Source organism: Pseudomonas sp. xss_4 (assembly GCF_043104125.1).
GTDB classification, from domain to species: Bacteria; Pseudomonadota; Gammaproteobacteria; order Pseudomonadales; family Pseudomonadaceae; genus Aquipseudomonas; species Aquipseudomonas parafulva_B.
On the sequence record NZ_JBICKJ010000015.1, the window covers coordinates 173,870 to 195,292 of the forward strand.

At 63.5% G+C, this 21,423-nt stretch carries 17 protein-coding genes and 1 riboswitch; of the genes, 6 read left to right on the plus strand and 11 right to left on the minus strand.

All coding sequences use genetic code 11. The features are described 5' to 3' along the window. Positions 1–139: 139 nt before the first annotated feature. The 5 genes from ACF8GB_RS02115 to ACF8GB_RS02135 all read right to left on the minus strand — a co-directional run bounded on the left by ACF8GB_RS02115 (position 140) and on the right by ACF8GB_RS02135 (position 4,580). Entirely contained in the window at positions 140–1,972 is a 1,833-nt protein-coding gene (locus ACF8GB_RS02115; protein WP_058605618.1) for an ABC transporter ATP-binding protein, read from the minus strand. Beyond that, positions 1,965–2,597 (minus strand): DsbA family protein, encoded by a 633-nt coding sequence (locus ACF8GB_RS02120; RefSeq protein ID WP_197844184.1) that lies wholly within the window; start codon positions 2,595–2,597, stop codon positions 1,965–1,967. Before ACF8GB_RS02120 ends, ACF8GB_RS02115 begins: the two co-directional genes overlap by 8 nt. Positions 2,598–2,600: 3 nt before the next feature. Continuing rightward, complete coding sequence (locus ACF8GB_RS02125) at positions 2,601–3,533, minus strand: rhodanese-related sulfurtransferase (protein WP_392526485.1); 933 nt, start codon at positions 3,531–3,533, stop codon at positions 2,601–2,603. A 217-nt stretch (positions 3,534–3,750) separates the two neighbouring features. Next, positions 3,751–4,047: a BolA family transcriptional regulator gene (locus ACF8GB_RS02130; RefSeq protein WP_058637568.1), complete on the minus strand. Its 297-nt coding sequence runs from the start codon at positions 4,045–4,047 to the stop codon at positions 3,751–3,753. A gap of 8 nt (positions 4,048–4,055) precedes the next feature. Continuing rightward, entirely contained in the window at positions 4,056–4,580 is a 525-nt protein-coding gene (locus ACF8GB_RS02135; protein ID WP_058605622.1) for a DUF2059 domain-containing protein, read from the minus strand. Positions 4,581–4,734: 154 nt separating this feature from the next. Between ACF8GB_RS02135 and ACF8GB_RS02140 the strand changes: the two genes are divergently transcribed. Beyond that, positions 4,735–6,129 (plus strand): class II fumarate hydratase, encoded by a 1,395-nt coding sequence (locus ACF8GB_RS02140; protein WP_058605623.1) that lies wholly within the window; start codon positions 4,735–4,737, stop codon positions 6,127–6,129. A 123-nt stretch (positions 6,130–6,252) separates the two neighbouring features. Here ACF8GB_RS02140 and ACF8GB_RS02145 read toward each other — a convergent pair whose 3' ends face one another. Beyond that, entirely contained in the window at positions 6,253–7,215 is a 963-nt protein-coding gene (locus tag ACF8GB_RS02145; RefSeq protein WP_145255609.1) for a DMT family transporter, read from the minus strand. A gap of 182 nt (positions 7,216–7,397) precedes the next feature. Continuing rightward, positions 7,398–8,891, minus strand: a complete 1,494-nt coding sequence (gene pap, locus ACF8GB_RS02150) for a polyphosphate:AMP phosphotransferase (protein WP_058637566.1) — start codon at positions 8,889–8,891, stop codon at positions 7,398–7,400. Positions 8,892–9,021: 130 nt separating this feature from the next. Here pap and mnmC point away from each other — a divergent pair, with 130 nt between their 5' ends. The 3 genes from mnmC to ACF8GB_RS02165 all read left to right on the plus strand — a co-directional run bounded on the left by mnmC (position 9,022) and on the right by ACF8GB_RS02165 (position 13,636). Further along, complete coding sequence (gene mnmC, locus ACF8GB_RS02155) at positions 9,022–10,992, plus strand: bifunctional tRNA (5-methylaminomethyl-2-thiouridine)(34)-methyltransferase MnmD/FAD-dependent 5-carboxymethylaminomethyl-2-thiouridine(34) oxidoreductase MnmC (protein WP_392526486.1); 1,971 nt, start codon at positions 9,022–9,024, stop codon at positions 10,990–10,992. 108 nt (positions 10,993–11,100) lie between these two features. Next, positions 11,101–11,508 (plus strand): DUF2946 family protein, encoded by a 408-nt coding sequence (locus tag ACF8GB_RS02160; RefSeq protein ID WP_078478920.1) that lies wholly within the window; start codon positions 11,101–11,103, stop codon positions 11,506–11,508. Positions 11,509–11,584: 76 nt separating this feature from the next. Next, positions 11,585–13,636: a TonB-dependent receptor gene (locus ACF8GB_RS02165; protein ID WP_392526487.1), complete on the plus strand. Its 2,052-nt coding sequence runs from the start codon at positions 11,585–11,587 to the stop codon at positions 13,634–13,636. Positions 13,637–13,677: 41 nt separating this feature from the next. Here ACF8GB_RS02165 and ACF8GB_RS02170 read toward each other — a convergent pair whose 3' ends face one another. From ACF8GB_RS02170 to ACF8GB_RS02185, 4 genes are read right to left on the minus strand one after another with little or no spacing between them, the layout of a single operon-like run. Further along, the gene (locus ACF8GB_RS02170; RefSeq protein WP_392526488.1) at positions 13,678–14,697 is read right to left on the minus strand and encodes a FecCD family ABC transporter permease; all 1,020 of its coding nucleotides are present in this window, start codon (positions 14,695–14,697) and stop codon (positions 13,678–13,680) included. Beyond that, complete coding sequence (locus ACF8GB_RS02175; protein ID WP_081321275.1) at positions 14,694–15,662, minus strand: ABC transporter substrate-binding protein; 969 nt, start codon at positions 15,660–15,662, stop codon at positions 14,694–14,696. The genes ACF8GB_RS02170 and ACF8GB_RS02175 overlap by 4 nt, the downstream gene beginning before the upstream one ends. Further along, a complete protein-coding gene (locus tag ACF8GB_RS02180) occupies positions 15,659–16,444 on the minus strand; it encodes an ABC transporter ATP-binding protein (protein ID WP_078478923.1) in 786 nt (261 codons plus the stop codon). The genes ACF8GB_RS02175 and ACF8GB_RS02180 overlap by 4 nt, the downstream gene beginning before the upstream one ends. Positions 16,445–16,489: 45 nt before the next feature. Next, entirely contained in the window at positions 16,490–18,628 is a 2,139-nt protein-coding gene (locus tag ACF8GB_RS02185) for a TonB-dependent receptor (RefSeq protein WP_392515615.1), read from the minus strand. A gap of 108 nt (positions 18,629–18,736) precedes the next feature. Next, a riboswitch (cobalamin riboswitch) is annotated at positions 18,737–18,945 on the minus strand. A 170-nt stretch (positions 18,946–19,115) separates the two neighbouring features. On the opposite strand from ACF8GB_RS02185, the gene ACF8GB_RS02190 reads away from it, so the two are divergent. Together ACF8GB_RS02190 and ACF8GB_RS02195 are read left to right on the plus strand one after the other, a co-directional pair. Beyond that, positions 19,116–19,595, plus strand: a complete 480-nt coding sequence (locus ACF8GB_RS02190; RefSeq protein ID WP_392526489.1) for a tyrosine-type recombinase/integrase — start codon at positions 19,116–19,118, stop codon at positions 19,593–19,595. Positions 19,596–19,631: 36 nt separating this feature from the next. Beyond that, on the plus strand, positions 19,632–21,419 hold the full coding sequence (locus ACF8GB_RS02195) for an N-acetylglutaminylglutamine amidotransferase (protein WP_058605634.1): 1,788 nt from the start codon (positions 19,632–19,634) through the stop codon (positions 21,417–21,419). Positions 21,420–21,423: the final 4 nt, after the last annotated feature.

Consider the following 21,423-nt stretch of genomic DNA (forward strand, 5'->3'; position numbering starts at 1 on the left):
CTCGCCGGGGCGCCGGACCGGCCGCGATGGGCCGCGCAGCGGCCCTAACGATCTTAAGTGAACCGCATTACGATACTCGGTGAGGTTGTGTTACAAGCAGCCCCGCCTGACCGTCGTCCCAAGCCACTTCTCACAGCCCTTAGATCTGCTGCAGGTGCCCATACAGTTTGGCGTACAACCCACCCTCGGCAATCAGCTGCTGATGGTCACCGTCCTCTGCCACATGACCGCCGTCGAACACCAGCACCCGGTCCGCCTGCTTCACCGCCGACAAGCGGTGGGCAATGATCAGTGTGGTGCGGCCTTTGAGAAAACGCGCCAGCGCCTGGTGCAGGTTGTACTCGGTGGCAGCGTCCAGCGCCGAGGTGGCTTCGTCCAGGATGACTACCTTAGGCTCGGCCAGCACCATGCGTGCAATGGCCAGCCGTTGACGCTGGCCGCCGGACAAGCGTACGCCCGAGCGCCCGACCACGCTGTCCAGCCCGTGAGGGAGCGCGGCGATGGTGGCGTCGAGCTGGGCGATCCGTAATGCCTGCCAGCAGGCATCGTCGGTGCAGTCCCGGCCCATGGTCAGGTTGGCCCGCACGCTGTCGTTGAACAGCGACGGATGCTGCAACACCACCGCCACCTGCTCACGCAGGGTTTCCAGGCCGATTTCCTGCAGGGTGGCACCACCGAAGCGAATGGTGCCTGCATCTGCGCTGTACAGCCCGAGCAGCAGCTGCACGAGCGTGCTCTTGCCGCCCCCGCTGGCGCCGACAATGGCCACCTTCTCACCGGGTGCGATGGCCAGGTTCAGGTTGTCCAGCACGGGTTCGTCGGCGTAGGCAAAGGACAGGTCCCGGACCTCGATGCCCACCGTGGCGTGCCCGGCGAAGGGGTCACTGGCCGCCGGGTACTGGGGCTCGTCGGCGCGTGCCAGCAGCTCATTGAGGCGATTGAGCGCACCGCCCGCGGCATAGTAGGCATATTGTAGGTTCAGCAACTGCTCGACCGGGCCGATCATGAACCAGAGGTAGCTGAAGACGGCAAGCATCTGGCCGATCGACAGGTCCGAGAACAACACCGTCAACATGGCCGCTGCGCGGAAGATGTCGATGCCGAACTGGAACAGCAGCCCGCTGGCACGGCCGCTGGCGTCGCTCTTCCACTGCGACTCCACGGCGTAGTCGCGCACCTCGCGGGCCTTGACGCCCAATCGACCGAGGAAATACCCCTGACGGTTGCTGGCGCGGACCTCCTGGATGGCATCGAGCGTTTCGGCCAGCGCCTGGGTGAAGCGTGCCGTGCTGTCGTTTTCGAGCTTCTTCAGGTGCTTGACCCGCTTGCCCAACTGCACCGTGAAGTAGATGACCAGCGGGTTGAACAACAGGATCAGCAGCGCCAGTTGCCAGTGCATCCACAGCAGGATGGCGGCCGTGCCGGTGAGGGTGAGCATGGCGACCAGAAAGCGACTGAGGGTCTCACCCACGAACTTGTCCAGGGTGTCCAGGTCGGTGACCAGATGCGTGGTGACCGTGCCGCTGCCCAGGTTCTCGTACTCTTTCAGGGAAATACGCTTGAGCCGTTCGATCAGGCGAATGCGTAGCCGGTAGACGATGTCCTTGGCCAAGCCGGCGAACAGCCTGGCCTGGATGACGTTGAACGCCAGTGCCGCCAGGCGCAGGCACAAGGTCAGGCACAACATCAGGCCGATATAGCCCGCTGCGACCTGCCAGCCAGACGGCAACAGCTGGTTCATCCACTTGAGCGCGGCATCGCCATGCCCGAGCAGCACTTCATCCACCAGCAGCGGCAGCAACAATGGAATCGGGACACTGCAACACGCTGCCAGCACGGCAATCAGGTTCGCCGTCCACAGCTGCTTTTTATGGTGCAGGGCAAGGCGCCGGATTTCCGACCAGCTCAACCGGTCGGCCGAGCCCACCGGCTTGGACGGCGCCGGGTCGGGCGACCCGGGCACATCAAGCACTGGCGGCCTGCTGCAGCCAGCGGCCAAGCAACGGTTGCAGACGCTCGAGCGGCTGATACCCGTTGGTCAGCAAGGCCAGCTGACCGTTGCGCTCAGCGAGCAAGGTCGGGAACCCTGCGATGCCCAAGCCCTGGGCCCAGGCGAAATCCGCCGCAGTCGCAGCGCGGGTTTCGGCGCGGGTGAATGCCTCGGCAAACAGCCCGCGCTCGAAACCCGCCTGCTCGGCCAGCTCCACCAGATGCGGGGCGGTGGTCACGTCATGAGCCCCTTCATAGAACGCAGACTGTATGGCTGCAAGCAGGGGCCAGAGGCGCTCGCCGTCCAGCTCGCGGGCCGCTACCAGTGCCCGGCAGGCCGGTTCAGTGTCGTAGACAAAGCCGTCGGGCATGGCGCCCTCGAACGTGAAAGGCTGCCCCGTTGTTTCGGCCACGGCCTGCCAATGCTCGAGAATGTACTTGCGGGTGGCGCCGTCCAGCGCGGCACTGCCACTGCGCAGCCCGCCGACTACCAGATGGGTCGGCACGCCTGCCTGATTTGCCTGATCGATCAGCGCACTGGCCACCGGGGCGAAGCCCCAGCACCAGGAACACATCGGGTCCATCACGTAGATCAGGCGCGCAGACATGGATCAAGCCTCGGCTTTGTAGTTGTGGCCAATCGGGTGTGGCAGGTTGCGGACCTTGGCCAGCTCGATCTGCTTCTGCCGGTCGATGGCGCTGCGGCGGGTCTTTTCGCTCAGCGAATCCCAGCAGTGCGGGCAGCTTACACCTGGCGAATAGTGCTCCGAGGCACGCTCCTGGGCATTGATCGGATGACGGCAGGCGTGGCACTGGTCGTATTCACCCTCGCTCAGGTCATGGCGAACCGTGACGCGGTTATCGAACACGAAGCAGTCGCCCTCCCACAGGCTTTGTTCCTCAGGCACCTCCTCGAAGTACTTCAGGATGCCACCCTTGAGATGATAGACCTCCTCGAAACCTTCACCGAGCATATAGCTGGACGCTTTTTCACAACGAATGCCCCCGGTGCAGAACATGGCGACCTTCTTGTGGCGGGCTGGGTCGAAGTTGGCCTTGATGTAGGCGGGAAATTCGCGGAACGTTTCGGTCTTGGGGTCGATGGCCCCCTTGAACGTGCCGATGGCCACTTCGTAGTCGTTGCGCGTATCGACCAGCAGTACCTCGGGGTCGCTGATCAGCGCGTTCCAGTCCTTGGGCTCGACGTAGGTGCCCACCGCCTGGTTGGGATCGACCCCAGGCACGCCCAGGGTGACGATCTCTTTCTTGAGCTTGACCTTGGTACGGTAGAAGGGCTGCTCGTCGCAGTACGACTCCTTGTGGTCGATGTCCACCAGGCGCGGGTCGCTGCGCAGCCAGGCCAGCAGGCCGTCGATGCCTTCGCGAGTGGCTGACACGGTGCCGTTGATGCCTTCATGGGCCAAGAGCAAGGTGCCTTTGACGTGGTTGTCGAGCATGGCCTTGAGCAGCGGCTCGCGCAGTTCGACGTAGTCTTGCAAGGTGACGAACTTGTACAGCGCCGCGACGACGATAGGGTGGGACATGAATCGGGTTCTCCAGGTGGTTGCCCTCGTAAGGGGCAGACCGGGCTACACAATGAACAAAGGGCCGCTGCACGCCCACCGCAGGCACGCCTGCCGCTTCAGGTGCCCGGTGCGTCAACGCAGGGGGTTTACCTGAAGCAGCTGGGGGACCTGCGATGGGCTGTGCAGCAGCCCCTTTTTGGGATGAAGCGGATTCTACCAGAACAACAGCAAGGTTTCAGTGCCCGCCGCCGGCGCATACAGGCGATGCCGGCGCACTGCCGACCTGCGCCCACTCATCGCCGGTATAGGTGTGGATGGCCAGCGCATGAATCTGGCCCATCAGCTCACCCATGGTCGCGTACACCTTCTGATGCCGCTTGACGCTGTTCAGGCCTGCGAACACATCGCTCACGATCACCGCCTTGTAGTGGGTCTGCTGACCACGGCTGTGCATGTGGCTTTCATCGAGCACCTGCAGGTGCTGAGGCGTCAGGCTTGCCAGTTGCTGTTCGATACGCTGTTGCATGTTCATGGCCGTGCTCACTTCTTGGCTGGCGCGGCTGCCTTGCCATAGTTGGGGTCCAGCTGCTTGGTCATGTCTTCAAGCAGCTTGTTGACCACCGGCACCGCAGGTTCGAGGGTCTGCTGGGTCAGCTGAGCCGATTGCTGGGTGACCTTGGGCATCTCGCGCAGCACCTTGCGGCCAAGGGGCGACTCGTAGAACTTGACCAGGTCCTTGAGTTCTTGCTCGGTAAAGGTCTGGGTGTACAGGTCGACCATCTTGGGCTTGAGCTTGTTCCAGCCGATGGCGTTGTCCAGCGCGGCGTTGGCCTTGGCCTGGTAGCTTTCCAGTACGGGCTGCTTGGAGGCAGGCGCCTTGGTCTGGGCGAAGCGCTGGGCAAACATCTGCTGCACTTGCATGTACACCGGCGTGCCCAGTTTGTCGGCATTGGCCAGGGTCAGGAATTTCTCGGCAGCGGCGTTGTGGCTGGCGGTGGCGGCCAGGACCTGGCCACTGGCGCAAGCCAGGGCGACTGCAGCACAGAGGACACGAAGACGGGTCATTGCATTTCCTTCAGGAGGGGGGAGGCGGTACCTCAGAGCGAGCATTCTGCGCCCGCCAGGGCGAGCTGCTCAAGTAGCACGACAGGCGATTGAACCGCCAGGTCGCATGAGGGCCTAAACTGCTGATTCTGACTGACAAGGGAGTGAATGCAGCATGAGCCGTATCGAAACAGACAGCCTTGGGCCGGTCGAAGTTCCTGAGCACGCCTACTGGGGCGCCCAGACCCAGCGCTCGTTGATCAACTTCGCCATCGGCCAGCAACGCATGCCGCTCGCCGTGCTGCATGCCCTGGCCCTGATCAAGAAAGCCGCTGCCCGCGTCAACGACCGCAACGGCGCCCTGCCCGCCGACATTGCCCGGCTGATCGAGCAGGCCGCCGACGAGGTCCTCGATGGCAAGCATGACGATCAATTCCCACTGGTAGTCTGGCAGACCGGCAGTGGCACGCAGAGCAACATGAACGTCAACGAGGTGATCGCAGGTCGCGCCAACGAACTGGCCGGCCAGGTGCGCGGCGGCAAGTCGCCGGTGCACCCCAACGATCACGTCAACCGCTCCCAGAGCTCCAACGACTGCTTCCCCACCGCCATGCACATCGCAGCCGCCCAGGCCGTGCACGAGCAACTGCTGCCGGCCATCGCCGAGCTGTCCTCGGGCCTGGCCGAGTTGTCGGCCCGTCATCATCGCCTGGTCAAGACCGGGCGTACGCACATGATGGATGCCACGCCGATCACCTTCGGCCAGGAAGTCTCGGCATTCGTGGCGCAGCTCGATTATGCCCAGCGCGCCATCCGCGCCAGCCTGCCGGCGGTGTATGAGCTGGCCCAGGGCGGCACGGCGGTGGGCACGGGCCTCAATGCGCCCCAGGGCTTCGCCGAAGCCATCGCTGCCGAGCTGGCTGCCTTGTCTGGGCTACCCTTCGTGACCGCGCCCAACAAGTTTGCAGCGCTGGCCGGGCACGAGCCGCTGACCAGCCTGGCAGGGGGGCTGAAAACCCTGGCGGTGGCCTTGATGAAGATCGCCAATGACCTGCGCCTGCTCGGGTCAGGCCCCCGTGCGGGATTGGCCGAGGTGCGCTTGCCCGCCAACGAGCCCGGCAGCTCGATCATGCCCGGCAAGGTCAACCCGACCCAGTGCGAGGCGCTGTCGATGCTGGCCTGCCAGGTGCTGGGCAACGACACCACCATCGGCTTTGCCGCCAGCCAGGGGCATCTGCAGCTGAACGTGTTCAAGCCGGTGATCATCCACAACCTGCTGCAGTCCATCGAATTGTTGGCAGACGGTTGCCGCAACTTTCAGGAGCATTGCGTGGCGGGCATCGAGCCAGATGCCGAGCAGATGGCCGCACACCTGGAGCGAGGGCTGATGCTGGTGACGGCACTGAACCCGCATATCGGGTACGACAAGGCTGCCGAGATTGCCAAGAAAGCCTATGGTGAGGGCAAGACCCTGCGTGAGGCAGCGCTTGAGCTGGACTACCTGACCAACGAGCAGTTCGATGAGTGGGTAAAGCCTGAAAACATGCTGGCGCCGGGTGGCAAGGGTTGAGGTGTTGGGGGGCTGCCTGCGTAGCCCCTTTTTTGGCAACGCCAAGAAGGCTTGCGCATTTGATGTGCAAGCAACTGCCTTGCACCGCATCTGGGCCAGTTAAGTGTTACCCGCCCCCAACACCTAGGACACTTGCGCAAGCCGGGCACGACGTGCCCGCCATCCCGCCACCAGCGAAGGCCCGAGCGCTACCAGCGCAGAGCCTGCCACCACGACCACGGCCCCTACATACCCCAACAGGTTGATCTGCTCGGCCTGCACATAATCAGGCCACGCCAGCGCAGCCAGTGCCACCGCCACGAACGTCACCAATGGCGTCAATGCCAGCGTCGCACTGACCCTAGAAGCCTCCCAATGCGCCAGGGCTTCGGCAAAGGCGCCATAGGCCACCAGCGTATTCAGGCAGCACGCCAACAGCAGCCAGCCCTGTACGGGGCTCAGTAACAAGACCTCCAGCGGCTGCACCCAGGGCGTCAGCAGCGCTGCGCAGCACAGGTAGATCACCATCATCACCTGCTGGGAATTCCACATCGTCAGCAACTGCTTCTGGCTCAAGGCGTAGAACACCCAGATACTGGTGGCCAGCACAATGGTGAGCACACCGGTGGTGTAGGCGCCAAGGGAGGTCAACAGCTCCTCCAGGCGCTGGTTGAAGAACAGCCCGAAACCTGCCAGCAGGATCAACAGCCCCACCCCCTGCCCCACGCTGAAGCGCTCGCGAAACACGAACACACTGGCCACCAGCAGCAGCACCGGCCCCAGTTGCACCACCAGCTGCGCGGTACCAGGGCTGAGCAACTTCAAGCCGATCAGATACAGCACGTAATTGCCCATCAAGCCCAGCACCGCCACCCCAACCAGGCCCCTGCCCTTGGGCGTGAGCCGGCCGAACGACGGCAGGCGGCGGTTGGCCGTCAGCCAGGCGCACAGCAACCCACCGGACACCAGCAGGCGATACCAGGTCACCGTCAACGGGTCCATCACCTGCAGCACCTGCTTGAGCTTGATCGGCAGGATGCCCCACAGCAGTGCCGTCAGCAGGGCAAGCAGCAGGCCGTGAACCCAACGGCCGGAGGTGGTGTGCATGGTGTCCTCGATCAGATCCGTGGTGGGGGTGGCTGAATTCTACGGGGCTGCGCAGGCAAGCTGAGCAGCCCTGCCGGGAAAAGAATTCATCACGTCATTCTGTGGGGGCATGATACGGGCAACACACCGGATCGCGGCTGTGCTGCCCAAGCCCACTTTCATGTCAGGTGTACGAGCCCGGCCTACTTCTTGTGCTTGGCGAACGCCGCTTCCAGTGCTTCGTTGATGGTGCGCAGAACCTTGACCCGTGCCCAGCGCTTGTCGTTGGCTTCAACCAGCGTCCAGGGCGCGATCTCGCTGCTGGTGCGGTCGACCATATCGCCCACGGCCTGGCTGTAGTCGTCCCATTTGTCGCGGTTGCGCCAGTCGTCCTCGGTGATCTTGTAGCGCTTGAACGGGGTTTGCTCACGCTCCTCGAAGCGCTCGAGCTGGGTCTGCTGATCGATGGCCAGCCAGAACTTGACCACCACCACGCCCGCATTCACCAGTTGCTCTTCGAAGTCGTTGATTTCGCCATAGGCACGCATCCAGTCGGCAGGGCTGCAGAACCCCTCGACCCGCTCCACCAGCACCCGCCCATACCAGGAACGGTCGAAGATGGTGAACTTGCCACGCGCGGGAATGTGCCGCCAGAAACGCCACAGGTAAGGCTGCGCGCGTTCTTCTTCGGTAGGTGCGGCAACGGGCACGATCCGGTACTGACGCGGATCCAGGGCAGCGGCCACGCGCCGGATCGCACCGCCCTTGCCGGCCGCATCATTGCCCTCGAAGGCTGCTACCAAGGCATGACGGCGCATGTGCTTGTGACGCAGCAAACCGGCCAGACGCGCCTGCTCGGTGACCAGTTGCTCCTGATAGTCCGCCTTGTCCAGACGCAAGCTCAGGTCCAGGGCACCCAGCAGGCTACGTTGGTCGATGCTGCGTCCAAGCGGCGCGACATTGCCCACGTGCTTGCCCTTGGGGTTATTGGCCAGGGCCGCCTGCAAGCTGTCGAGCAGGATGCGCCCGACGGCCAGGCTGCGGTAATTGGGGTCAACTCCCTCGACGATGTGCCAAGGTGCGTAATCGCGGCTGGTGCGGCGCAACACACGTTCCCCAAAACGCACGAAGCGGTCGTAGGTGTGTGACTGCTGCCAATCCAGCGGGCTGATCTTCCAGCTGTGCAAGGGGTCGTCCTTGAGGGATTTGAGCCGCGCCTTCATCTGCTTCTTGGAAAGGTGAAACCAGAACTTGATGATCAACGCGCCTTCATCGCACAGCATCTGCTCCAGGCGTTCGGCACCGTTGATGGCCTGGTCCAGGACCGCGTCCTTCAACACCCCATGCACGCGCCCCTGCAGCATCTGGCTGTACCAGTTGCCGAAAAACACCCCCATGCGCCCCTTGGGCGGCAAGGCGCGCCAGTAACGCCAGGCCGGTGGCCGCGCCAGTTCCTCGTCGGTCTGCTGATCGAAGGTGAGCACATCGATCATGCGCGGGTCCATCCACTCGTTGAGCAGCTTGACCGTCTCGCCCTTGCCGGCCCCCTCCACGCCGTTGATCAGCACAATGACCGGAAAACGCGCTTGCTGCTTGAGCTCATACTGGGCCTCGAGCAGTGCCTGACGCAGGGCGGGTACCTCGGCGTCGTAGGTTTGCTTGTCGATGCTGTGACCAATTTCGGCAGATTCGAACATGCACGGGCTCCTTCAATGGATAGACAAGACTAGCGCAAAAGCCCACCTGGGTTGGGAGCTCGGGCTGCAAGAAAGCCCCAGTCATGCGACTATCGCCACTTCTTCAGTCGCTTGTCGCTGTGCACCTGCCATGACCGAAACTCCCCCGCTCCAGCACGCCCAGATCGACTGGGACGAACAGGGCCGCCCTCATTCGCGGCATTACGATGACGTGTACTTCGCCGTCAATGAAGGCATCGATGAAACCCGCCATGTGTTTCTCGGACAAACCCGCCTGGCTGAACGTTTCACTGCAATGGCGCCTGAGGCCTGCATGGTCATCGGCGAGACGGGCTTTGGCACCGGCATGAATTTCTACTGCGCCTGGCAACTGTTCGCGCAACACGCCCACGCAGATGCCCGGCTTCACTTCGTCAGCGTCGAGAAATTCCCCCTGGCCCGCGATGACCTGGCCCGTGCCATCAGTCTGTGGCCGGAGCTGGCCGCCTACAGCCAGCCTTTGCTGGCCCAATACGTGGCGGTGCATCCGGGGTATCAGCAATTCACCTTCGAAGGTGGACGCGTCACCCTCACCTTGCTGATCGGTGATGTGCTCGAGCAATTGCCGGAGCTCGACGCCCAGGTCGACGTCTGGTTCCTCGATGGCTTTGCCCCTGCCAAGAACCCCGACATGTGGATCCCGGCACTGTTCGCGCAACTGGCGCGGCTGTCCCACCCCGGTACCGTGCTGGGTACGTTCACCACCACCGGCTGGGTACGCCGCAGCCTCGTGGAGGCGGGTTTTGCCATGAAGAAGGTGCCTGGCATCGGCAAGAAGTGGGAAGTGATGAGCGGGGCGTATGTAGGCCCGCCCCCTGCCCCTACAGCGCCCTGGTATGCCCGCCCGCCGGCAGGTGATGGGCCGCGTCAGGCCGTGGTGGTGGGTGCCGGGCTGGCCGGCAGTTGCACAGCGGCAAGCCTGGCCCGACGCGGCTGGCAGGTCACGGTACTGGAGCGGCATGGGTCAGCGGCGCAGGAAGCGTCCGGCAACCCGCAGGGGGTGCTGTACCTCAAGCTATCGGCGCACGGCACGGCCTTGTCCCGGATGATTCTCGCCGGTTTCGGTTACACCCGCCGTCAGCTTGAGCACCTTCAGCGCGGCGAGGACTGGGACGCCTGCGGCGTCCTGCAACTGGCCTTCGACGATAAGGAAGCGGCGCGCCAGGGCAAGCTGGTGCAGGCCTTCGGGCCCGGTCTTGTGCACGCATTGACCCAGGAGCAGGCCCAGGCCACCGCTGGCATCACCCTATCGACAGGCGGGCTGTTCTACCCCGAAGGCGGTTGGGTGCATCCGCCCGCGCTATGCCGCCAGCAGCTTGAGCACCCCAACATCCGCCTGGTCACGCACCAGGAGGTGCTGTCGCTGCACAAGGTCGCGGGGCGGTGGCAGGCCTGGGCCGGTGACCAGTTGCTGGCCGACGCGCCGGTGATGATCCTGGCCAGTGCTGCCGAGGTCAAACGGTTCGAACCGTGCGCCGGCTTGCCGCTCAAGCGTATTCGTGGCCAGGTCACCCGACTGCCCGCAACACCCCAAAGCCGGGCGCTGGGTACCGTGGTCTGCGCGCAAGGCTATGTGGCGCCCGCGCGATGCGGCGAGCACACCCTGGGCGCCAGCTTCGATTTCCACAGCACTGACCTGACCCCCACGGCGGCCGAACACGAGGGCAACCTGGCGCTGCTGGACGAAATTTCCCCTGACCTGTCCCACCGGCTTGGCGCGGCGGGGTTCGATGCGCAGGCGCTCGAAGGCCGCGCCGCTTTCCGCTGCACCAGCCCGGACTACCTGCCTATTGTCGGGCCTTTGGCCGACGACCACGCTTTTGCCCAGGCCTATGCAGCGCTTGCCCGGGACGCGCGACAAGTGCCGCAGGTGGCGTGCCCTTGGCTTGAGGGCCTGTACGTCAACAGCGGCCACGGCTCGCGGGGCCTGATCACGGCCCCGCTCAGCGCAGAACTGGTGGCGGCCTGGGTCTGCGGCGAACCGCTGCCGGTACCGCGAACGGTCGCCGAAGCCTGCCACCCCAACCGCTTTGCACTGCGGCGCCTGATTCGGGGCAAATAACAGGTGCCTCGCCCAGGCGGGCGCCCTGCGGCAATAGGCCGCAGTAGCGACATTTCATACCTGATCGCGAATGAGGCTTAATACGGGCCTTGATCGCCTGGGGGTCAGATGACCGTACGTGCACGCTCACTTGTGTGTTTGCTTGCAGGCATCGCCGTGCTGTTCAACCTGCTGGCGATGCCGCTCGATCGTGCCTTGCAATCCCCCAGCATCGACAGCCAATCGCTGATGCTGGGAAGCTTTTGCAGCCTGCACGGTGCGCAGAGCTTGCCCAAGTCACTACTGGCCCAGCTCAAGGCCGACCTGCCGCAACTGGACGATCAGCCGCCAATCAAGCATCAGGCGGGTGACTGCTGCTGTGGCCATGCCGCGCATGCCTTGCTGGCCAGCGACTACTATCGCCACCTGTTCCCCCGCTACTGGCCCGACGCACTGCTGCTCGGTGACAGCCACAAGCTGCCGTTGCCGCGTGAACAGTGGCCCAAGCTCAACCCCCGCGCCTCTCCCCTGGCCTGACCCGTCGTTGCTTACCCATTGCTGCCCCGCGACATGCGGTGCGCAGCGCTGCTCGACTGTCTTCAGGAAACACTTCATGTCTGCGTTTCGTCATACCGCACGCGCCGTCCTGCCCGTGCTCGCTGTTTACAGCCTCAGCCCTTTGTCATCGGCAGTTGCCGAAACACGCGCTGCCGAGAACTCGACGCTAACCCTCGGTGCGGTCAGCGTGACCAGCACCGAAAGCGGCCCGCTGGCCACCAGCAGCGTGCTCAGTTCGGTGGATATTCTAGGCGGTGATATCCTCGAAAAAATGCCAGTCGCCTACAGCTGGGAGCTGTTGCGCCGGGCACCGGGGGTGATGCTCACCGAGTTCAACCAAGGCACCACCTCGGGCAAACTGTCGTTTCGCGGCTTCAATGGCGAAGGCGAAGTGAATGCTGTCAAGTTGCTGATCGATGGCATCCCCAGCAACACCAATGACGGCAACATGCCCTTCATCGACGCGGTGTTCCCCCTGGACATCGACAGCATCGAAGTGGTGCGCGGCACCAGCGACCCGCGCTATGGGCTGAACAACATTGCCGGCAACGTCAACATCAACACCCGCATCGGCGGTAACTACAACAAGGCGCGCCTGCGCTACGGCAGCTTTAATACCCGAGAGGTGCAACTGGCCAAGGGCATCGAGACCAGCAACTGGACGCAGAACTACTTCTTCGCCCGCCAACAGGTCGACGGTTATCGCGACCACGCCGACACCGAACGCTACAGCTTCGGCGGCAAGTGGTTCTATACCCCTGACGATGGCAGCTACCGCCTTGGTCTGATCGCGCGCCACTACGAGTCCGAAGCCCAGGAAGCGGGCTACCTGACCGAGGACGACGCCCGCCATCATCCGCGCATGACCAATGACTACAACGCCACGGACAAAGGCACGCGGCGCATGAACCAGGTCAGCGTGCACTTCGACACCGACTTGGCCGACACCCTGTCCTGGTCGGCCAAGACCTACCTCAACACCTATGACGACCGTCGCTGGACCCAGTACTGGCGCACCAGTTCACAGCAGGAGCGCGACACCTACGAGGACCAGTACGGCGCCATCACCTCGCTGACCTGGCGACCACAGGTGGACTGGCTGCACGCCTTTGCGCTGGAAGGTGGAAGCGATGTGCAGAAGCAACAGAACCGCAGCGAGCGCTACCGTACCCAAGCGCGTGTACGCCAGGCGCAGACACGCGACCAGGACTTCGACTTCAACACAGTCGGTGCCTACGTACAGGCAGAGATCGAGCCGTTGGAGTCGCTCAAGATCGTGCCGGCCTACCGGGTGGACAAGATCAGTGGTGACTTCACCAACAAGATGACCGGACAGGGCTACGACATCAACGACTACGGGCTGATCAAGCAGCCCAAGCTCAGCATTGTCTATTCGCCATGGAAGCTTGCCAGCGTTTACGCCAACTGGGGCCGTACCTTCCAGGTCGGTACCGGTGCGGCAGCCTACAAGGTGCCGCCGCGCAACGAGGACCTGTCCCCTTCGATCAACGAAGGCTGGGAAACCGGCGTCAAGTTCACCCCGGCCAGCTGGGTCGATGGCCGTGTGGCCTATTGGCGTCAGGACGCCTCTGGCGAAGTGAGCCGGCGCCTGAACGACCCGAGTGGGGAGTCGGACAATGTCGGTGAGACACGGCGCTGGGGCTACGACCTGCAGGTCAACCTGCACCCGGATGAACGCACCGAGGTATGGATGTCGTACTCCTGGCAGTACTCCAAGATCCTTGAGCCCAGCAGCGCATTACCAGGTAGCAAGGGCCAGGAAATCGATCACGTGCCACATCACCTGTGGAATACCGGCATCAGCTACCAGGCTACTCCAAAGCTGCAGCTCACTGCCTGGGCGAACGGGCAGAGCAACTACTACCTGGAGCGGGAGAACACCCAAGGTACCTATGGCGGCTACGTGCTGATGAACCTCGGGGCGACGTACAAACTCAGCGAAACCATAAGCGCGGACCTGCAGTTGAAGAACCTGACCAACCGCTACTACGAGTATGTCTGGTACGACCCCGATGGGGCAGATGCGTCACTGCACTCACCCGGCGACGGCCGTGCGCTGTATGCAGGGCTCACCCTGGACTTCTGATGCCGGGCACGGCAAGCACCCCAGGGTGGCTTGCCGTGTCGTTACCGCTTGAGCAACAGCATGAAGAACACCCCGCCCAGCGCTGCGGTAGCAATGCCGATCGGCAGGTCTTGCGGTGCGATGAGGGTGCGGGCGGCCACATCCACCCAAACCAGAAACACCCCACCCAGCAGCGCACTGACCGGCAACAACCGCCGATTGTCCGCCCCCACCAGCAGGCGCGCTACATGGGGCACCATAAGGCCCACGAAACCGATGGCGCCCGACAGCGAAACCAGCACCCCGGTCAACAAAGAGGTGCAGATGAACACCTCAAGCCGCAGGCGCCGGCCACAGAAGCCCAAGCTGATCGCGGTCTGCTCGCCACTCATCAATGCATTCAGGCCGCGCCCCATCATCTGTAGCGCACACAGCCCAAGCAGCACGCACAGTGCCGGCAACCAGATGACCTCCCAGCGGGCAGCCCCCAGCCCACCCAGCATCCAGAACACCACCGAAGCCGCCGCGTGCTGGTCACCGGTATAGAGCAGCAGGTTGACCACGGCCATCAGCACGAAGGACACCGCGACCCCTGCCAACAGCAAGCGATCGCTTTCCAGGCGCCCGCCGCGGCGCGCCACGCCGATCACCAGCAGCATGCTCCCTGTCGCCCCCACGAACGCAGCCAGCGGCAGGCTGAGTACACCGACAAAGTCCCCGACGTAAAGCATCACCAGCACTGCGCCCAGCGCAGCGCCGGCGCTGACACCCAGCAAATGTGGGTCTGCCAATGGGTTTCGGGTGACGGACTGCAGGGCCGTACCCACCAGGGCAAGCCCTGCCCCGACCAGTGCGCCCAACAGTACACGCGGGGCACGGATGAGCCAGACGATGTGCGTCTGGCTCTTGCTGAGCGCAGGCCCCCAGTCGATGCCCATCTGTTGCGCGACGATCCCGATGACGTGGGTCAAGGGCACCGATGCCGGGCCAAATGCCAGCGACACGACCAAAGACGCCACCAACAGGATGACCAGCACCACGGTCAGCCAGCCATAACACGCCGGGCTGCGCGCCAAGGTCATGGTGCCCCCGCTGCGAACAGCTCGGGATGCAAGGCGCGGGCGATTTTCTCCACGGCTTCGACGTTCTCAACCGAGGGGGTGACCTGCAGGTAGGTCAGTGGCACGAAGCGCTGCTCGCGGATGGCCCGTACGTCTTTCAACGCGGGCTGGTGCAACAGAAAATCACGTTTCTGCTGCCAGGTCCTGGGTCCGTAGTCGACGATCAGGATCACGTCAGGGTCGCGCTCTACCACGCTTTCCCAATTCACCTGGGTCCAGCTGGCGGCCACGTCGTCCATCACGTTCACACCACCGGCTGCGTCGATCAGTGCCTGCGGCATGCCCAGGCGCCCCGATGTCAGCGGGCGATCTTCGCCGCTGTCGTACAAGAAGACCCGTGGTCGGTGTTGCGCCTGCCCTGCCCGCGCTTGCACCCCGGCGATCCGCTGGCGCATCTGCCCGATCAGCGCTTGGGCCTGGCGCTGGTGATCGAACATGCGCCCCAGGTTATCCAGGTCGCGATAGACATCATCGAAGCTCGCACGTTGGCCGGACATGACCCAAGCGCAGGACTCGCTCAACTCGTAGACCGGCACTCCAAAGGGCGCAAGCGTCGCGGGGGTGACCGCCCCTCCCACGTGCATGCCATAGTTCCAGCCGGCGAAGAACAGGTCGGCATCGACCGCCAGCAGCGTTTCAATGGAAGGATAACGGCTTGCCAGTTGTGGCACGCCCTCCAGCGCAGCGTCGATCCATGGGTCACGGTGTTTACTGCGGGTGAACCCTGTGTAGCCGATGATGCTGTCTCGCAGCCCCAGGTGCAGCAGCATGGCGGTCATGTTCACATCGTGCACCACCACCCGTTTGGGGGCCTTGCTGAACGTCACCAGGCGCTCGCAACTGCGCACGTTCAGCGGGTACTCGCTGGCCGTGGCAGGCAGCGCCAGTAGCAGCGTTATCAGGGCGATCAGAAAGCGAGCGTTCATGGTCGGGTTATCCAGGTAATGCGTGGGTAAGGGTGCAGCGGATGAAGGTCGACCAGCGCCTGGACACCAAACACCTCCTGGATCAGTTCGCGGGTCAGCACCTGCTGGGGCGTGCCGCTGACAAGGATGCGGCCAGCGTCGATGACGTACAGCCGGTCACAGAATGCCGCAGCCAGGTTGAGGTCGTGGAAGCTGGCCAGGGTGCTCAGCCCCAGGCTGCGCAAATGCTGCAGAAGCCCAAGTTGGTAACGCGGGTCGAGGTGGTTGGTCGGCTCGTCGAGAATCAGCAGCTCAGGGGCCTGCACCAGTGCCCGGGCCAGCAGCACGCGCTGCTTCTCGCCTCCGGATAGCGAAGCGAACGTACGCTCGGCATGGCCTGCCAGCCCAACCAGCACAAGCGTATGAGCGACCCTTTGCCGGTCCTCGGGCGTGTCGCCATCAAACAGGGCTTTGTGCGGCGTGCGCCCCATGCTCACCACTTCGGCAACGCTCAATCCGAATTCGCCAGGAAACTCCTGGAGCACCACCGCGATACGCTGCGCACACCAGCGCGGGCTGCGTTGCCAGATATCGACACCGCTCACGCTGACCCTGCCTGCAGTGGGTTGCGTGGCGCGATAGGCGCAACGTAGCAGGCTGGTCTTGCCACTGCCGTTGGGGCCGACAAGCCCTACGCACTCACCGTCGTCCACATGCAGGTCCACGCCTTGCAGGATCTGGCGCACCCTGCGCCCCGCCTCGGGCACTGCCCAGTGCAGGCCTTCGATACTCAGTCGAGTCATCGGATTCACTCCAGCAAGCACCGGCCCGAAGGCCGGTGGGACGGATCAGAAACGGTAATCGGCCGTGACGAAGAAAGACCGTGGTTCACCCAGGTACCACTGCCGGCCGTTATTTTCGGTGGTGGTGGCGTACTGACGATCGAACAGGTTGTTGAGCTGCAGGCCCAAGGTCAGGTCCGGCTTCACGTGCCAGTCAACGTTGGCGTCGACCACGGTGTAGCTCGGTACCTGCACGGTATTGGCATTGTCCCCATAGCGGCTGTCGACATACCGCGCTCCAGCCCCGGCACTGAACAACCGACCAAAGTCTTTGCTCAACCACAGGTTGGCTGACCGCCGTGGCACATCGATCGGCCGGTTGCCGCTGTAGTCGCTGTTGCCACTGGCAAATTCGTCGTACTCGGCGCGGACCCAGGCGGCGTTGGCCGAAAGCTGTACACCGTAGGGCAGGCGCAACGCCAGGGTGGCCTCGATGCCGTCCGAAGATTGCTGGCCGACCTGTTGCTGGACGGTGGGGTTGAGTGGATCGGTACTCAGGAGTTTCTTCTTGACGATGTGGTACGCCGCCAGTGTCCACTCGCCACGGCCTTCAGGCAGCATCTGCTTGACACCGACTTCGGTCTGTTTGGCGGTACTCAGGTCCCAGCTTTGTTGCGCTGCACTGAGCGTCAGCAAGTTGCTCACGCCTTCGGTGCTGGTGGCGTACTGACCATAGAGCGAGAGGTCCTCGGTCAGCGCGAACACCAGGCCCGCCCGCCAGTTGTCGCCACTCAGACTGCGATCGGTGCGGGTATCGGTGTCCAGATCGTCACGGTTCAGGTGCACCTGGTCATGCCGCACACCGGTGATCAACGACAGGCGCTGGGTCAGTTGCGTGCGGTTTTCGGCGAACAGGGAGAATTGCCGGGCCTGGTTCGCTTCGCGCGAGCGGTAGGGGTCGGTGCTGATGTAATCGCCGCCGCCCGAGCCCCATAGCGGCACGGTATCTGTGTAGGTGTTGCCAAAATCATGCTTGCGCACGAAGCGGATCGCGTTGTAGTCCGCGCCAACCACGGTCTGGCTGTCCAGGCCGAACAGGGTGTGCTGCAGGGTGAACGATTGGCGATCCCCAATCTGTTCCTGGGTCTGCTTGATGCTGATGAAATTGCTGCGCTGCACCTGGTCGCCCGGCAGCCAAGTGTAGCTTTCGGCATTTCGCCACCGGCGCTGGGCCTTGAGGAAATACAGCTGGTTATTGGCGGTGAGGTTGTCGGTGATCACCCAGTCCGTGACCAATCGAGTGGACTGATCGTTGTAATGCACCTCGGCGTCGGCCACGTTGTAGTTGTGGTCACGAAGCGATTCACGGTAATGCCCATTGACCAGCGGCGTACCGAAATACTGTTGCGGGTCCTGGTCACCGTAGTCATGGCTGAGGGTGACGCTGAAATCGTCGTTCGGCTGCCAGCGCAATGAACCGCTGACAGCGACGCTGGCTGACTCACCACGGTCGACCCAGCCATTGCTGTCCAACTTATTGAGATTCAGGCGATAACTCAGGGTATCGGTCAGCGAACCGCCGCTGTCCAATGCCAACTGCCGACGATCATTGGAACCGTAGCCCAGGCGAACATGGTTGCGAACATCGCCGTCGAAGGGCTTCTTGGGCACTACGTTGATCACCGCACCGGTGGCGCCCTCCCCGTACAACACCGAAGCCGGGCCGCGCAGCACGTCGATGCGTTCTACTGACCAAGTGTCCACGGGAAACGTGACGGTGCCGGCGCCCACGTACAGGCGGGTGCCGTCATACAGCTGCATGGTCGAACTGTGGCCGGTGAAGCCACGGGCCGAAAGCGCAGTGCCGCCGTTGCCAGGCGTGCCGACGAAAGTGATGCCGGGGGTGCGGGTCACCGCGTCCTGCACCGTGGCGTTGTTGCGCCCGAGAATTTGCTCGGCGCCGATGCGGGTGACGCTGGCTGGCGTTTCCAAGGGCGTGAGGTTCAGGCGCGAACCGCTGGTGCCAGGAGTGTGCAGGTCCACGGGAGGGTTCTGCTCGGCAGTGCCGGTGATGGCTGTGGCGGGCAATGCCAGCGCATGGACATCTTCGGCTGCCTGAATCGGGACGGCCATGCACACACAGGGCACCAGGCTCGCACCTAGCAACGCCCCTTGAGGGGTAAGAAAAACACAATAGCGGGACATATCTTTCCACTTGCAGCAGGAATGAAAGAATCCCGGAGGGAACAACGCATGGGGAACGCGCAGGCGCACGCGCCCACGGAAACCGGCCTGCGCCCGCCCACCGCGGGTTTGCCAAATAAGGCTTCAGGCCGGTCTCCGGGCTCGCGAGGGTCATGATGCCGTCACCTTCCCATGCCGGCGGCACAGTGGTCTGTCGAAAGCATCGCTCGCATACCGTTGCGGGGGCAGCGCCGGACTGATCACCCTGGGGTGACGAACCGGCTTCCCGTTTCACCCCATGCACGGCGGCAGGGGGCACCTGAAACAGGCGCGCAGATGACCATCAAAATCGTTCCGGGTCAATATCTCGTGCCAATGGCCGTCATGGATTAACCGCCACCCAGCATCGACGAACGGCATTTCGATGATTCATACCGCCTGATTGGCGGGCTTCAACCGAGCCTGCGAAAGCGTGTCCAGGCGGGCGCAGCGCTGGGTTGGAGAGCGATTGATCGGTGCCCTGAACAGGGCCGATGCCGGGGGGCTTGGGCTACTGGAAATCCTCGAAAATCGCACCAAAACCAAGCGCACACGCAAAGTTTTATTGAACGATCGGGCCTTGTACGCCCTCGAAAAACCCAGACCGCTCACCGAGGCGCGTTCAGATGATGTGTTCGCGCCCAGTGGGACAGACGACCGCTCGGCGCTGTTCAGACGCCCCGAAGCGAGTCAAAAACGTTACTGGCTGGCAGCTTCGCGGATGCTTGGTATCAGGCCCCGCAGGATGCACGACACGCGCCACACGTACGCAACCATGTGCCTGGTGGCCGGCATGAACCCGGCATTCATCGCCGCGCAACTCGGGCACAGCGTGCAGGTGCTGCTCTCCATGCGCCAGGTGGATCAACGCCCCAACGACTGGGCGCAGTTTGATCAGCCTAAGCATGCGGGAAGCAGTACAAATGCGGTACGCGCGAAAAGCCAGTGACGCCATGAGTGCCGAAACTCAAAGGGTTTACGTTACATGTGCGGACTAGCTGGAGAATTGCGTTTCACCCCCCTCGGTCAAGCCCCTCGCCCAGCCGACCTGGCTGCCGTTGAGCGAATCACTCATCACCTGGCGCCACGTGGCCCGGATGCGTGGGGCTTTTACAGCCAGGGGCCAATCGCCCTCGGCCACCGTCGCCTGAAAATCATGGACCTGTCCGACGGCTCGGCCCAACCCATGCAGGACAGCACCCTGGGCCTGTCACTGGCCTTCAACGGCGCCATCTACAACTTCCCCGAATTGCGCCAGGAGCTGCTGGACCTGGGCTATAGCTTCTGGTCCGACGGCGACACGGAGGTGCTGCTCAAGGGGTACCACGCCTGGGGCGAGGCCCTGCTGCCCAAGCTCAACGGCATGTTCGCCCTGGCTATCTGGGAGCGCGACAGCCAGCGCCTGTTCCTGGCCCGTGACCGCCTGGGCGTAAAGCCCCTGTACCTCTCGCGCAACGGCGAGCGCCTGCGCTTTGCATCGACCTTGCCGGCGCTGCTCAAAGGGGGCGACATCGACCCGATGCTCGACCCGGTGGCACTGAACCACTACCTGAATTTCCATGCCGTGGTCCCGGCGCCGCGCACGCTGCTGGCCAACGTGCAAAAGCTCGAACCCGGCACCTGGATGCGCATCGACCGCCACGGCGAAGTCGAGCGCAGCACCTGGTGGCAACTCCAGTACGGCCCCAACCCGGATGAGCGTGACCTGACCCTGGAGGATTGGACCACACGGGTCCTTGACGCCACCCGCGATGCGGTTGCCATTCGCCAGCGCGCTGCGGTCGACGTGGGCGTGCTGCTCTCCGGCGGTGTCGATTCCAGCCTGCTGGTCGGCCTGCTGCGCGAAGTGGGCGTGGATGACCTGTCGACCTTCTCCATCGGTTTCGAGGACGCAGGCGGCGAGCGCGGCGATGAATTCCAGTACTCGGACCTGATCGCCAAGCACTACGGTACCCGCCACCATCAACTGCGCATTGCCGAGCACGAGATCATCGATCAGTTGCCTGCGGCGTTCCGCGCCATGAGCGAGCCGATGGTCAGCCATGACTGCATCGCCTTCTACCTGCTATCGCGCGAAGTGGCCAAGCACTGCAAGGGCGTGCAGAGCGGCCAGGGGGCCGACGAGCTGTTTGCCGGCTACCACTGGTACCCGCAGGTCGATGGCGCCAACGATGCTTTCGCGGCGTACCGCGAAGCGTTCTTCGACCGCAGCCATGCCGAATACCGTGACACCGTGCAGCCGGCCTGGCAGCTGGAGAACGATGCGGCTGGCGACTTCGTCCGTGAACACTTCGCCCGCCCTGGCGCCGACGCGGCCGTAGACAAGGCTCTGCGTCTGGACAGCACGGTGATGCTGGTGGACGACCCGGTCAAGCGTGTGGACAACATGACCATGGCCTGGGGCCTGGAGGCCCGTACGCCGTTTCTGGACTACCGCCTGGCAGAACTGTCGGCTCGCATTCCGGCACGCTTCAAGCTGCCCGACGGCGGCAAGCAGGTGCTCAAGGAGGCGGCGCGCCGGGTGATTCCGCATGAAGTCATCGACCGCAAGAAGGGCTACTTCCCGGTGCCTGGCCTCAAGCACCTCGAAGGCGCCACCCTGGGTTGGGTACGCGACCTTCTGACCGACCCGAGCCAGGACCGCGGCCTGTTCAATCCGGCCATGATCGACCGCCTGCTAAGCAACCCGCACGGCCAGCTCACCCCCCTGCGCGGTTCTAAACTGTGGCAGTTGGCGGCGCTGAACCTGTGGCTGACCGAACAAGGACTCTGAACCC

Coding starts and splice junctions, on each gene's coding strand:
- ACF8GB_RS02180 (WP_078478923.1), bottom strand. CDS start 16,444: ATGACTCGACTGAGTATCGAAGGCCTGCACTGGGCAGTGCCCGAGGCG.
- ACF8GB_RS02170 (WP_392526488.1), bottom strand. CDS start 14,697: ATGACCTTGGCGCGCAGCCCGGCGTGTTATGGCTGGCTGACCGTGGTG.
- ACF8GB_RS02135 (WP_058605622.1), bottom strand. CDS start 4,580: ATGACCCGTCTTCGTGTCCTCTGTGCTGCAGTCGCCCTGGCTTGCGCC.
- pap (WP_058637566.1), bottom strand. CDS start 8,891: ATGTTCGAATCTGCCGAAATTGGTCACAGCATCGACAAGCAAACCTAC.
- ACF8GB_RS02175 (WP_081321275.1), bottom strand. CDS start 15,662: ATGAACGCTCGCTTTCTGATCGCCCTGATAACGCTGCTACTGGCGCTG.
- ACF8GB_RS02145 (WP_145255609.1), bottom strand. CDS start 7,215: ATGCACACCACCTCCGGCCGTTGGGTTCACGGCCTGCTGCTTGCCCTG.
- ACF8GB_RS02140 (WP_058605623.1), top strand. CDS start 4,735: ATGAGCCGTATCGAAACAGACAGCCTTGGGCCGGTCGAAGTTCCTGAG.
- ACF8GB_RS02125 (WP_392526485.1), bottom strand. CDS start 3,533: ATGTCCCACCCTATCGTCGTCGCGGCGCTGTACAAGTTCGTCACCTTG.
- ACF8GB_RS02120 (WP_197844184.1), bottom strand. CDS start 2,597: ATGTCTGCGCGCCTGATCTACGTGATGGACCCGATGTGTTCCTGGTGC.
- ACF8GB_RS02130 (WP_058637568.1), bottom strand. CDS start 4,047: ATGAACATGCAACAGCGTATCGAACAGCAACTGGCAAGCCTGACGCCT.
- ACF8GB_RS02160 (WP_078478920.1), top strand. CDS start 11,101: ATGACCGTACGTGCACGCTCACTTGTGTGTTTGCTTGCAGGCATCGCC.
- ACF8GB_RS02185 (WP_392515615.1), bottom strand. CDS start 18,628: ATGTCCCGCTATTGTGTTTTTCTTACCCCTCAAGGGGCGTTGCTAGGT.
- mnmC (WP_392526486.1), top strand. CDS start 9,022: ATGACCGAAACTCCCCCGCTCCAGCACGCCCAGATCGACTGGGACGAA.
- ACF8GB_RS02195 (WP_058605634.1), top strand. CDS start 19,632: ATGTGCGGACTAGCTGGAGAATTGCGTTTCACCCCCCTCGGTCAAGCC.
- ACF8GB_RS02165 (WP_392526487.1), top strand. CDS start 11,585: ATGTCTGCGTTTCGTCATACCGCACGCGCCGTCCTGCCCGTGCTCGCT.